The sequence below is a fragment of the Veillonellales bacterium genome (assembly GCA_039680175.1).
Classification (GTDB): domain Bacteria; phylum Bacillota; class Negativicutes; order JAAYSF01; family JAAYSF01; genus JBDKTO01.
The window spans coordinates 15,362-28,441 of the sequence record JBDKTO010000065.1 but is presented as its reverse complement, the minus strand read 5'-3'; the positions used below and the strand labels follow the sequence as shown (position 1 = coordinate 28,441).

Annotated in this window: 13 protein-coding genes; 8 read left to right on the top strand and 5 right to left on the bottom strand. The window is 47.2% G+C overall.

Translation table 11 applies throughout. The annotated features are described in order from the left end of the window. The first annotated feature begins 87 nt into the window (after positions 1 to 87). The 6 genes from ABFC84_09925 to ABFC84_09900 all read left to right on the top strand — a co-directional run bounded on the left by ABFC84_09925 (position 88) and on the right by ABFC84_09900 (position 5,620). Positions 88 to 1,416 (top strand): MFS transporter, encoded by a 1,329-nt coding sequence (locus ABFC84_09925; protein MEN6413054.1) that lies wholly within the window; start codon positions 88 to 90, stop codon positions 1,414 to 1,416. Between the two features lie 47 nt (positions 1,417 to 1,463). Next, positions 1,464 to 1,814, top strand: coding sequence for a hypothetical protein (locus ABFC84_09920; protein ID MEN6413053.1), 351 nt, complete (start codon positions 1,464 to 1,466; stop codon positions 1,812 to 1,814). Positions 1,815 to 1,892: 78 nt separating this feature from the next. Next, complete coding sequence (locus ABFC84_09915) at positions 1,893 to 2,726, top strand: deoxyribonuclease IV (protein ID MEN6413052.1); 834 nt, start codon at positions 1,893 to 1,895, stop codon at positions 2,724 to 2,726. Between the two features lie 4 nt (positions 2,727 to 2,730). Then, a complete protein-coding gene (locus ABFC84_09910) occupies positions 2,731 to 3,411 on the top strand; it encodes a DNA alkylation repair protein (protein ID MEN6413051.1) in 681 nt (226 codons plus the stop codon). Positions 3,412 to 3,445: 34 nt separating this feature from the next. Next, positions 3,446 to 4,384 carry a DUF1848 domain-containing protein gene (locus ABFC84_09905; protein ID MEN6413050.1) on the top strand — a complete coding sequence of 313 codons (939 nt, stop codon included), beginning with the start codon at positions 3,446 to 3,448 and terminating at the stop codon, positions 4,382 to 4,384. Between the two features lie 51 nt (positions 4,385 to 4,435). After that, a complete protein-coding gene (locus tag ABFC84_09900; protein ID MEN6413049.1) occupies positions 4,436 to 5,620 on the top strand; it encodes a cation diffusion facilitator family transporter in 1,185 nt (394 codons plus the stop codon). 48 nt (positions 5,621 to 5,668) lie between these two features. On the opposite strand, the gene ABFC84_09895 is transcribed toward ABFC84_09900, so the two are convergent. From ABFC84_09895 to ABFC84_09885, 3 genes are all read right to left on the bottom strand, one after another. After that, complete coding sequence (locus tag ABFC84_09895; GenBank protein ID MEN6413048.1) at positions 5,669 to 7,006, bottom strand: hemolysin family protein; 1,338 nt, start codon at positions 7,004 to 7,006, stop codon at positions 5,669 to 5,671. 223 nt (positions 7,007 to 7,229) lie between these two features. After that, complete coding sequence (locus tag ABFC84_09890; protein ID MEN6413047.1) at positions 7,230 to 8,546, bottom strand: ammonium transporter; 1,317 nt, start codon at positions 8,544 to 8,546, stop codon at positions 7,230 to 7,232. Positions 8,547 to 8,761: 215 nt separating this feature from the next. Continuing rightward, positions 8,762 to 9,121: a P-II family nitrogen regulator gene (locus ABFC84_09885; GenBank protein ID MEN6413046.1), complete on the bottom strand. Its 360-nt coding sequence runs from the start codon at positions 9,119 to 9,121 to the stop codon at positions 8,762 to 8,764. A 157-nt stretch (positions 9,122 to 9,278) separates the two neighbouring features. Between ABFC84_09885 and ABFC84_09880 the strand changes: the two genes are divergently transcribed. Further along, positions 9,279 to 9,962 (top strand): HD domain-containing protein, encoded by a 684-nt coding sequence (locus ABFC84_09880; GenBank protein ID MEN6413045.1) that lies wholly within the window; start codon positions 9,279 to 9,281, stop codon positions 9,960 to 9,962. Positions 9,963 to 10,056: 94 nt separating this feature from the next. Here the strand turns inward: ABFC84_09880 and ABFC84_09875 are convergent, their stop codons facing one another. Beyond that, positions 10,057 to 10,605: a ferritin family protein gene (locus ABFC84_09875; protein ID MEN6413044.1), complete on the bottom strand. Its 549-nt coding sequence runs from the start codon at positions 10,603 to 10,605 to the stop codon at positions 10,057 to 10,059. Between the two features lie 121 nt (positions 10,606 to 10,726). Then, positions 10,727 to 11,614 carry a tRNA epoxyqueuosine(34) reductase QueG gene (queG, locus tag ABFC84_09870; GenBank protein ID MEN6413043.1) on the bottom strand — a complete coding sequence of 296 codons (888 nt, stop codon included), beginning with the start codon at positions 11,612 to 11,614 and terminating at the stop codon, positions 10,727 to 10,729. Positions 11,615 to 11,719: 105 nt separating this feature from the next. Here queG and ABFC84_09865 point away from each other — a divergent pair, with 105 nt between their 5' ends. Beyond that, on the top strand, positions 11,720 to 13,078 hold the full coding sequence (locus tag ABFC84_09865) for an aminotransferase class V-fold PLP-dependent enzyme (protein ID MEN6413042.1): 1,359 nt from the start codon (positions 11,720 to 11,722) through the stop codon (positions 13,076 to 13,078). Positions 13,079 to 13,080: the final 2 nt, after the last annotated feature.

The following is a 13,080-nucleotide window of genomic DNA, read 5'->3' as shown; positions in this document are numbered from 1 at the left end:
GAGCCCTCGTGATGAATGAGTGGATCAGGCTGTTGGTATGTATTTTATGTTTTATGGAGGTTGGATGTATTGCAGGATCAGCAAAAAATGCAACGGCTTAAAATTCGCCGCTGGTTCATTTGGACGCCGCTGGCGTTCGCTTTTTTAGCGTCTTACTTTCATCGTACGGTAACCGGGGTAGTAGCCGACAGCCTTATGAGTGAATTCGTTATTGAGCGGGCGGCGGATTTGGGAATCTTGTCGTCAATTTATTTTTATACCTATGCCATACTGCAAGTACCGGCAGGGATTTTAGCGGATTATTACGGGCCCAGGCGGGTCGTCAGCTTATCCTTAGTAATATCGGCCTGTGGCGCCGCTTTTTTTGGCTGGACCGACAGCATCGGCGGTTTATATGCCGGACGCTTTTTTTCCAGCCTGGGAGTGGCCTTGATTTACGTGAATATCGCTAAGATTCAGGCAGAATGGTTCCGGGTGCGGGAATTTGCCACAATGTCGGGGCTCTTAACTTTTGTCGGCAATTCCGGTTCTCTGTTGGCAGCAACGCCGCTGGCCTTTATTGTTGACGCTGTCGGCTGGCGCTCTTCCTTTTATCTTATTGCGGCATATTCCCTGGTGATGGCGCTGATTTGCTGGCTGATGGTGCGGGACCGGCCGGGAGATATTGGGCTTCCCTCAATAATAGAAATCGAAAAGCGGGAAGGGAAAATATGTGCGCCGGTAGAAAAGGGCAAGGAAAGTGTGCTTGCCAGGATGAAAGTGGTATTTAAAAACCCCTTTACCTGGCCGCCGTTTTTAGCTTCTGTTGCCATGTACGGAGTTTATATGTCTATTATCGGGGTATGGGGAATCCCTTATTTAATGCAGGTGTATGGTATGCCCCGGGTGGCCGCTGCCAACCATATGCTGTTCATGGTTATCGGTAATATGGTGGGAGCGCCGCTGCTGGGATTTTTGTCTGACCGGCTGGGGTTCAGACGCTGGCCTTATGTTGGCTCTGCCGCAGGAATATTGGCGGCATGGCTGGTAACTATCTGGCATGGCGCGCAGCCGCCGGAATGGATGCTGTATCCCATTTGTCTGGCACTGGGCCTGGGAGTATCCGGGGTATCGCTTACGGTGGCGTGCGTCAAGGAAGTAAACCCCAGACATTTAACGGGGATGGCCGCCGGTATAGCAAATTCCGGTGCCTTTGTCGGCGGAGCGCTGCTGCAGGCGCCTTTTGGCTGGATTCTTGATCAATATTGGCAGGGAAGCGTGGAACAGGGAGTCAGGCTTTATCCGGTGGCTGCCTATCAAAGTGCTTTTTTGTTTTGTGCCGGGGTCTTAGTGGCTGGTTTATTGTGTGCTCTTTTGATCAAAGAAACCCACTGCAAGGAGTTAGAGTCCAGGCCGGCGGGGAGTTTAGCTCAATGATCGACAAATAAAGGAATTTGGGAATACTGTTATTGACAGAAATTTGTATGGGTGAGGTTGTTATGTATTGCAGCTTTTGCGGAGAAAAAAATTCATTTCGTGCCGTCTATTGCCGCTGCTGCGGCAGGCAATTGAGCAATCCGCTGGAAGATACCCAGCCATTGCCTCTGCTCGATGACACGGCAGTAAAAAAATATTCACCGGTAGATTCCGCTATTCCGGCAAACCGGCCGGGAAAGAAGAAGTTTAAGAAATTTATCTGCCGGCTGACAGCTTTGCTGCTGCTTTCCGGCCTGATCTATGTGTCGGTAACGTTTAAGACGGTTGATGAATATCGTACTCTTACCGTGGTATACGGAGGAATTACCGTACTCTATTTTTGGTGGCAGGCAAGGTAAAGGGAAATGAAGCGGGACAGTGCCAGAAGTGAATAATGAATTCAAGTCCGGCACTGCCCCCCGAAAGAAGGAATCGTTATGTTGGATATCGGCTGTCATTTGTCCGCAGCAAAAGGCTTTAAAGCGATGGGAAAGGATGCTCTTCAAATAAACGCTAACACCTTTCAGTTCTTTACTCGCAATCCGAGAGGCAGCAAGGCCAAAGAGATTGATCCCCAAGATGTAGCGGCACTATTGGAGTTGGCAAAAGAAAACCGGTTTGCCGCCATTTTGGGCCATGCGCCTTATACCCTCAATGCCTGTTCCGCCGATGAGAAAATAAGAACGTTTACCGGGAAAACGATGGCCGATGATTTGGCTCGCATGGAATATCTGCCCAACAACCTGTATAACTTTCACCCCGGCAGCCATGTAGGGCAGGGAGCGCAGATCGGTATTGAGCAGATTATCACAATGCTCAACGCCATCTTAAAACCGGAACAGACTACCATTGTCCTGCTGGAAACAATGGCAGGCAAAGGCTCTGAGGTTGGCCGTACCTTTGAAGAACTGCGGCAGATTTTAGACGGTGTAGCACTTAAACAGAAGATGGGGGTTTGTCTTGATACTTGTCATATTTATGACGGCGGTTATGATATTGTAAATGATCTTGACGGGGTGCTGGACGAGTTTGATGCTATTATCGGTCTGGATCGACTGTATGCGATCCATTTAAACGACAGCATGAACCCGCTGGGCAGTCATAAAGACCGCCACGCTAAAATCGGCAAAGGCTCCATCGGGCTGGCGGCCATTACCCGTATTATTAATCATCCCAAGCTGCGCCAGCTACCCTTTTTTCTCGAAACTCCCAACGAATTGCCTGGTTATGCCGAAGAAATCAGCTTGCTGCGAGGGGTATATAAGGAGTAACATAGTGGAGAAAACAATCAGGGATCAATTGTTTGCCTCGGTCGACGGGGAATATCAAAAATTCTCGTCAACGCTTCTGCCCGGCACCGGCAATGTCCTGGGTGTTAGGCTGCCGGTGCTGCGACGGCTGGCGAGGAAAATCGCCCAAACGGATTGGCGCAGTTATTTAGCTGGCGCACCAAGCAAATATTTTGAAGAAATCATGCTGCAGGGCATGGTGATCGGTTATGCAAAAGCAGATATCGAAGAAATTCTACCCTATGTTGTTCAGTTTATACCCAGGATCGATAACTGGTCGGTGTGTGACAGTTTCTGCAGCGGCCTGAAGTTTACCGGGAAGTACCGGCAGCAGGTTTGGAGTTTTTTACAACCCTACCTGGCGTCGGCAAAAGAATATGAAGTGCGTTTCGGCGTGGTCATGCTGCTGCATTTTTATATTGACGAGGAATATATCGGCCGTGTTTTGCAATCACTGGATCGTGTCAAAAATGACGGCTATTATGCCAAAATGGCCGTTGCCTGGGCGCTGTCCGTCTGTTATATAAAGCTGCCTGAACCGGTAATGGCTTATTTAAAAAATAATACACTGGACGATTTTACATACAACAAAGCTCTTCAGAAAATTACGGAATCTTATCGCGTGGATCAACAAGCAAAAGAAATAATTCGCAGAATGAAACGATAAGCTGACAGAATAGAAAAAATCCGGGTGATGGAAAATGATTCTTAGCGCCAGCCGGCGGACGGATATACCGGCTTTTTATTCCCAGTGGTTTATGAACCGGCTGAGGGAAGGGTTTGTCCTGGTTAAAAACCCAAGAAATCCGAATCGCTGCAGCCGGGTGCGTTTAACGCCGGCGGCAGTTGACTGCATTGTGTTTTGGACGAAAAATCCCCGGCCACTGCTAAGCAGGCTGGGTGATATCGAAAAAATGGGTTACCCCTTTTACTTCCAGTTTACCCTGAACCCCTATGATGAGCGGGTGGAACCGGGACTGCCGCCGAAAACGGAGATCGTGGAAACCTTTAAACAGCTTAGTGAGGCAATCGGCTCCCGGCGGATTGTCTGGCGCTACGATCCGGTCATTGTGAATCGGGAGTTTACTGTACAATATCATCTGGATTCGTATCAGAAAATGGCGGATACGCTGGGCGGTTATACCGACAGGTGCATTTTCAGCTTTGTTGATCGTTATGCAAAGAGCCGGGGAAGGGCAAAGGGAATTGTTGATGAGGAAGTCAATGAATGGGATATGAACCGTATCGCCGCAGGGTTTTCCCAAATTGCCAAAGAGCAGGGGATGATGCTGTCTGCCTGCTCCGAAAAAATTGATTTGAGCCGATACGGTATTGCCCGTGCAGCCTGTATTGATAAAGAGATGGTGGAAAGAATCATTGGCTGCCCCATACAGGTGAGAAAGGACTTGAATCAGCGTGGGGCTTGCGGCTGCAGCGAAAGTGTGGATATCGGAAGCTATGATTGCTGCCTCCACGGCTGTGTTTATTGTTACGCCACAATGAGCCGGACCGCTGCGCTGAACAATTGGCAGCGTCATAACCCTCAATCAGCTATTTTAATCGGTGAACCGAATCCGGCTGATCTTGTAACCGACAGAGAGACGAAAACGCTGAAAAAGCCGCAGTTGTCACTGTTTTAGTCAGACGAAGGAAAAGTATGGATTAACGGATTTTGTAGTGGAGTGATGCATATGACAGCACAATTTGTAATATCACGATTTATAAAAAATTATCAGGATATCAATGATACCGGGGTAAGAGAAAAATACGGCATTGCAAGCGGCATTTTGGGGATAGTGATTAATTTCATCCTGTTTACCGTCGAGATTATTCTCGGACTGGCAACCAACAGTATTGCCATCATTGCCGATGCATTTCATAATCTGGCCGATGTCACCGCTTCCATAGTGACTCTCTTTGGGTTCCGACTTTCCAATAAACCGGCAGATAAAGGCCATCCCTTTGGTCATGGCAGAATGGAATATATTGCGGCACTTGTTGTCTCGTTTCTCATCCTGGTGGTTGGACTTCAGTTTATTAAAACCTCGTTCGAGAGGATTCTGCAGCCGCAGGAAGTAAGTTTTAATCTGCTGACTTTCGGTATCATTATTCTTACGATCCCGTTAAAGTTATGGCTGAGTTATTTTAATAAATCTTTGGGGAAAATGATCCGTTCCGCCACATTGGAAGCGACCGGAGCGGATGCTTTAAATGATGTGGCAATATTAAGCGGCGTTATTCTCTCCTTAGCAGTGTCTTATCTGTTTGGAGTCAATATTGACGGCTATGTGGGGATCGTTGTGGCGATATTTATCTTTTTATCAGGAATATCCCTGGTCAAAGAGACAATCAATCCCCTTTTGGGGCAGCCGCCTGACCCCCAATTAGTCAAAGAGATTAAAACATTGGTGCTTGGCTATGAGCATATTATGGGAGTACACGATCTGATCATTCATAATTACGGCCCCGGCAGAACGATGGCTTCCATTCATGCCGAGGTTCCTTATAATATATCCATTGTGAAAATTCACGAAGTCATTGATCAGGCGGAAAAGGAGCTTTCGCAAAAATTGAATCTGTTCCTGGTTATTCACATGGACCCCATCTGTTTTGATTCGGAGGAAATTGCCGACGCCCATGACCTAGTGGAGCAGGTAGTGAAGCAATTTCCGCCGATCAAATCCTTTCATGATTTTAGGGTTGTGGGAAAAGGCGAAAAGAAGAATTTGATTTTTGATATTGTCATCGGCTTTGATAAAAAAATCACTGAAACAGAGGAGGAAAAGCTTACAGTGGATATTAATGCTGCCATTCAACGGGAACATCCGGGGTATAAAGCGGTCATTACAGTAGACCGGGATTATACCGGACGATAAAAAAACAATAAGCTCCTGCAGCCTGCTATGGCTGTAGGAGCTTTCTTACTAGGAAGGAATGGATTCACTGCTTGGCGATACTTCGTTTTTTTCACGCTTGCGTAGAAAAATTCGGTGAATCCGTACGTTATTCACTTCTTTGATGATAAATTCACAATCTTCATACTCAATTTTTTGATCAATTTTAGGCGGCATCTCCACTTGAGAGTACATCCAGCCGCCAATTGTATCAAAATCGTCCGAATCAAGCTTCAATCCGAATATTTCGTTTGCCTCATGAATGGGCAGGCGCCCATCTACCCAATATCCATTATCTTCGGCGGGTTCCACTAAAGGCTCTTCTTCATCAAATTCATCCTGAATTTCGCCGACGATTTCCTCCAGAATATCTTCTACTGTTACCAACCCGGCTGTCCCGCCATACTCGTCCACTACAATGGCAATTTGAGAGCGGTTCTTCTGCAGCAGTCTGAGTAAATCGCTGATAGGCATAGATTCCGGAATTGCAATGATTTCACGGGCTATTTTACGAATGTCGGGACGCTGCCCTTTGGCAACTGCATTCAGCAAATCTTTAATATGAACAAAGCCAATAATGCTGTCTTTATCAGGATCACATACAGGATAGCGGGTTAGCTGCTCCGTCAGCGCTTTATCAAGATTTTCCGCAAAAGAATCTTCCGCATACAGGCAAACCATGTCGGTACGGGGAATCATGACTTCACGGGCATTTCTTTCGGCAAAATCAAAAATATTGTCAACAAAAGTAAGCTCTGTTTTGTTAATGTAACCTTGCTTTTGGCTTTCTTCCATTAAAATCCGGATCTCTTCTTCCGTATGGGCGGCTTCATGTTCATTGGCGGTTTGGATGCCGACTGTATGCAGCAGCCGGTTGGCAGTTGTATTTAAAACCCAGATGAACGGATACATCAGCTTGCAAAAGCCAATTAACGGCACTGATGTCCATAGGGTCACGCTGTCAGCTTTTTGTATGGCTAATGATTTTGGAGCCAATTCGCCTAAGATGATGTGCAAAGCGGTAATAATAGAAAAGGCGATCGCAAAGGCAATGGTGTGAATTACCTGGGGTGAAAGGCCAAAAGCCGCAAGCACCGGTTTAATGATTTCGGCCACAGCCGGTTCACCGATCCAGCCCAAACCAAGGGATGCAAGTGTAATTCCTAACTGGCAGCCTGACAAATACGCATCCAAATGGTCGACCAGCTTTTTGGCAGATCTGGCTCTTGTGTTTCCTTCCTGCAGCAAGGTATCAATTCGGGTGCTTCGCACTTTTACCATGGCAAATTCAGCGGCAACGAAAAAACCATTTAATAAAACCAGAAAAATTACAAATATTAAATTGAATGCGATAGACGCAGGGTCCAATCAATTCCCATCTCTCATCAAGCGGAGAGAATAGGCTCACCTCCTTATTTCTTACTATATATTATATTTGTTTCTGTTTTAAATCACAATAGCGGCGCATAGGAAGGGGGAGCGGGAAACAGTTTTGCAAAAAAAGATCCTACGATATTTATATCAAATATTGTAGGACATTATGTTCAGCAGATGACTTTAGAGCTGATTCCCTAGCGCCGGCGGCTTTTTTTTAGTTCGTTCGCACAGCTTCTTTGGCCAGCGGCAGGGATGCTTCCTTTGGACTCAGATTTTGCAGTGTGCCAAAGGGGGAATACTCCAGATCATTATAGGCGGCTACGCCATGTTCGCTGAAGTCCAGACCTTCATTTTCATCTTCTATTGATACTCGAATGCCGACGATAGCCTTTAAGGCACGGAACAGGGCATAGGTTGCAGCGAAGCCCCATAAAGAAACGATGATAACGCCAAAGGTCTGGATGGCCAGCAGCTGGAAGCCGCCGCCGTACAGCAGGCCGCCTTTTTCGGCGAAAATACCGACCGCAACTGTGCCGAAAGTACCGCAGACACCGTGTACGGCAATGGCTCCCACCGGGTCGTCGGCATGGAAAAGATCAAACAGCGGTACGGCCAGCACTACCAATATACCGGCAATGATTCCGATGAAAAGTGAACTGACTGGTTCCACATAAGCGCAGCCGGCGGTTATGGCTACAAGGCCGCCTAAAGCGCCGTTGATGCCCATGCTGGGATCGGCCTTGCCATAGCGAAACAAAGTAAACAGTGCGGCAGCCGTTCCCCCGGCAGCTGCCGATAAGTTGGTATTTACGGCAATCCGGGCAATGTTCAAATCCAGACCGGACAAGGTACTGCCCGGATTAAATCCGAACCAGCCAAACCAGAGAATAAATGCACCTAGGGCGGCTAACGGTAAATTATGACCGGGCATAACGTTGACCGAGCCGTTTTTATTGAATTTACCGGTACGAGGTCCCAGCACCAATACAGCTGCCAGAGCGGACCACCCCCCCAGGGAATGTACTGCCGCCGAACCGGCGAAATCCAGCATGCCCAGCTTATTCAACCAGCCGTCGCTGCTCCAGACCCAGTGGCCGGCCAGCGGGTAAATGATTACGGTAGCCAATAAAGAAAAAACAATGTAAGGGGCAAATTTCATGCGTTCGGCGACGGCGCCGGATACAATGGTCGCCATGGCGATGGCAAAGGCGGCTTGAAACAGCCAAAAGGCATAGACAGGTATTTTAAGTCCCAGGTAAGTGAAATCCCCTTGGACCAGGAACCCGGACATTCCAATGATACCTGCTTTATCCATGCCGTACATCAGCGCAAAGCCGCAGATAAAATAGCCCAGCATGCCAACCGTACAATCCATCAGCACTTTCATAATGATGTTTAAGGAATTGCGGCTGTGAATGAAGCCTGCTTCCAGAGCCGCAAAGCCCGCTTCCATTAAAAATACCAGTGCGGCACACAGCAGGACCCAGATAGTATTCAGTCCGGCAGCCAGTGCGCTGATTGTGATTTCCATGAGTATACCTCCCATTGTGCGTTGTATTTGGCAGAGAAACAAAAAATAAAGCCAACTAAATAAAGTCAGCGCCAAAACACACGCTAACTTATTCAATTGGCTTCATTGCCACAAAAACATTTTCTTTTTTATAAAGCAAATTTATATTTTCGTATTATAGCATGAAGAATCATAAAATACCAGTATTTTTAATATGTATACAAAATGCAGGATACTTACTTTATTTCCGCCGGATCCATAATGGCGATATCGCCTTCCTCACCGGTGCGAATGCGGATTGCATTTTCAATGGGATAGACAAAAATTTTTCCATCCCCTAACTGACCGGTCCGAAGAACTGTTTTGGCTGTTGCCAGTACCTTCTCCACCGGAATTTCGCAAACGACGGTTTCCACTTTTATTTTTGGCAGCAGGTTAATAGTGTACTCTCTGCCCCGGTATATTTCCGTATGGCCTTTTGTCAGGCCGCAGCCGTACACCTGACTGACAGTCATGCCGGTAACCCCGATATCGTTTAAAGCTTCTTTCAATTCCTCCAGTTTGTTGGGCCGGGTAATGATTTCAATTTTGGTCATTTTGCGCATGATACATCCTCCCATAATAGTTCAGATTATTAGACAGGGAATTTCTTTCTTCCAGTTTAACTCCAATAAAGGTTTATGACAATCAAAAATTCAGTCTGAAAGAGCCTTAGGCCTGTAAATATATTGAGAAATGCAGTAAAATAAAACAATGGAATTTTTTGCTGCAATCGGCAATAATTTATTTTATAATCTGGAAGATTGGCGTCAGGCAATTTCAAATTGGGGGGGACAGCACGAAATGAGCAGTGAACGGTTAACCAAACAGATGAATTTTTTGGCTGAGATCGACAAGCTGAAACAGATCTACCGGCAGAATTTTATTACCGGCGGCCAGCGGAATGAAACGGATGCGGAACATTCCTGGCACATGGCGATGATGGCTATACTGCTGGGCGAATATGTCAAGGACCGGTCCGTGAATATTCTGCAGGTCCTGAAGATGGTTTTGATCCATGATATCGTGGAAATTGACGCAGGTGATACCTACTGTTTTGACGAGAGGGCCGGGCTGGACAAGGCGGAACGGGAGCAGCGGGCGGCGAAGCGCCTGTTCCGGCTGCTGCCGGAAGATCAGGCTGCGGAATATAACGGCCTCTGGGAAGAGTTTGAGCGGCAGCAGACGGCGGAAGCCTGTTTCGCCGCTGCCCTTGACCGGCTGCAGCCGCTGCTGCTGCACCAGCTTACCGCCGGAAAAGCTTGGAAACAGCATGGCATTACCAGCAGCAAGGTTTATGAAAGAAACAAGCGCACCAGGGAGATATCAACGGAGCTGGGCGATCTGGTACAGGAAATGATTGAAAGCGCGATTGAAAAAGGATACCTGGCAAAATAAACTTTTGCTATGAGCTATGAGCTATGAGCTATGAGCCAAAAAAAGGAACCTATCGCCCAATTATAACGGCGATAGGTTCCTTTTAGCCCTTTTATTATTTATTGAAATATCTTTCCAGCAGACCCTTGAACGCGGAGCCGTGGCGGGCTTCGTCTTTACACATTTCATGTACGGTATCGTGAATGGCATCCAGGCCTAGTTCTTTGGCCCGTTTGGCGATTGCCAGCTTACCTTTGCAGGCACCGTACTCAGCTTCTACCCGCATTTCCAGATTCTTTTTGGTGGAAGGAGTCACGACTTCACCTAATAGTTCAGCAAATTTGGCGGCATGCTCGGCTTCTTCCCAGGCAATTCTTTTATAAGCTTCCGCTGCTTCCGGGAACCCTTCTCTGTCGGCCTGACGGCTCATGGCTAAATACATGCCGACTTCAGTGCATTCCCCGGTGAAATTTAGTTTTAAGCCTTCTAGAATTTCAGCGTCAACGCCGGCAGCGACACCAATGCGATGCTGATCCGGCCACTGTACTTCACCGGCAGACTGCTCCTCAAATTTTGCTGCCGGAGCGCCGCACTGAGGGCAGGCTGCCGGGGCAGCATCTCCTTCGTAAACATAACCACAAATGGTACAAACAAATTTTTTCATTTAAAATTCCTCCCAATAATTATTTCTAATTGATAATTTTTATCCGCAAGTAAAGTATATAAAATTTTACTGAAAAATGCAAGGGGTAAGCTGTAAAAAAATAAAAAAAGTTCACAAAGAATTAATCTAAACAAGAAAAGTTCCTTACTAACGGTTTTTTCCCCCGCCAACTAAAGGCGCGATTGCCATAACGGCGGTTAAATTCTTTGTTGGACAGGGCGGGCAGGCTTTGACAATCGATACGGGGCAGAAGAAATTTCTGAAATTCGGTTATGGGGGTGCAGGAAATATTTTGGTTATGGGGGCAGACATTCTGGCAGACATCGCAGCCGAAAATAAGGCCGGATGTCCGGATAATGCTCTTCTCATTTTCCGTTAAGCCGCCTTTTTTCTGCGTCAGATAGGAACGGCAGCGGTGGGGCACAATGGAGAAATCGCCGAGAATGGCTTTGCCGGGACAAGAGCGGATGCAGCGGCCGCATTGGCTGCAGGTAAGCGTTAAAGGTTTATCCGGTTCAAAGGGATAGTTGGTTAACATGTACCCGATACAGACATAAGAACCATAGGTTTGATGGATGAGCTGGCTGTTGATGCCATAAAATCCCAATCCGGCCAGGTATGCCAGATAGCGGTCTGCTAAGGGGCCGGTATCAGTATAGGCCCGATAAGAAAAATTCACAATTTTTTTCTGCAGATAGCAGCCAATTTGTTCCAGCTTTTTTCTGACAAGGATATGGTAATCTAAAGCATAGCAATATTTTGCTAGATTTGCTCCTGTTTTTTCGCCGATATAATAAGGAAATAAGCAGACAATAATGGATTGCACGTCCGGCATTGTCTGGCGGGGATCGATTCGCTTTAGTAGATTTTGCTCGGCAAATTCACTGTAATGGCCGAGCTTTTTTTGCTTTTCCAGCTTTTTCGCCAGATCCCAATAAGGACCTGCCGGGGCAATCCCTGCGCAGTCGATTTGGATGGAGGCGCAAAAATCCTTGAGCCTTTGTTTCATGACAGTTTCTCCTCGTTGTTTTTGTCACATTTTATAGCTTCTCCTAATATACTATAGGGGAAGATTTGTTGATGGCCTGCTTTAAGGTGGGCAGGGGGGATCGGTATGGATAATTTGGAACTGGGTTTTCATTTACGCAATACGGTTGTCGGCGCCAATACACAAATACCCTTGGCCAACGGCGAATATGTGACAACTATTAATTTTGATAATGCGGCAACTACGCCGCCTTTTTGTGCGGTTATGCGGGAAATCAACCGGTTTGCGCCATGGTATTCATCCATTCACCGCGGCAAGGGATATAAGTCGGTGCTGTCATCTGAACTCTATGAAGAAGGCCGGAAGGTGATTGCCGGGTTTGTTAAGGCAGATTTGTCCCGGGACGTTATTATCTATACGAAAAATACTACGGAATCCATCAATATGTTGTCATATATTTTGTTTGACGCCGATGAAAAGCAAATCATTTTAGCAACCGATATGGAGCATTTGGCTAACGATCTGCCGTGGCGGGATAAATTTGCGGTGGACTATGTGAGTATAAATGAAGCCGGCAAGTTGTCGCTGGCGGATTTAGCGAAAAAGCTGCAGCACTACCAGGGAAAGGTAAAGCTGGTGACGGTAACGGGAGCCTCTAACGTATCGGGGATTCTCAATCCGATTGACCCAATTGCCAGGCTGGTCCATCGTCATGGGGCGAAACTGCTGGTGGACGGCGCTCAATTAGTGCCTCACTGTCCGGTTGATATGAGGCCTCATGATTCGCCGGAACATATTGATTATTTGGTATTTTCGGCTCATAAAATGTATGCGCCCTTCGGTGTGGGCGTCCTCATTGGGCCGCAGGCGACTTTTGAACAGGCAGTTCCTGTCTATCAAGGCGGCGGAGATGTCAAGCTGGTATCCCGCCAATTTGTGGAGTGGGCTGATCCGCCGGCGCGGCACGAAGCGGGAACGCCCAACGTTATGGGAGTGGCAGCGCTGATAACAGCCATTCAAACTTTGCAGAATATTGGCATGAAAGCGATTCATCAATATGAGGAAAATTTAATTTGTTATGCGCTGGCAGGTCTAAAGCGAATTTCCGCCCTTACCTTGTATGGCTGCGGTGAACCGGGGGATGAGCGGGTCAGTCTGTTGTCCTTCAATATAGAAGGAATACATCACAAGGCCGTTGCGGCGATACTTTCCGGCGAAGGGGGAATCGCCGTGCGCAGCGGGCTGTTTTGTGCGCATCCCTATGCGCAAAAATTGCTCAAGCTGACTGCGGCAGAGGTGGAGTACTGCCGCCAGCATCTTGATTCCCTGCTGCCGGGGATGGTAAGGATGAGTCTCGGTTTATACAATAACTACCGGGAAGTGGATCGCTTTTTGGAATTGCTGGAGCAGATAGTCAGAGATCCGACTAAATACCAAAAAAAATATCGCAGTTTGATTCGGTATGCGGCAGCCGATCGGCCGTAAGC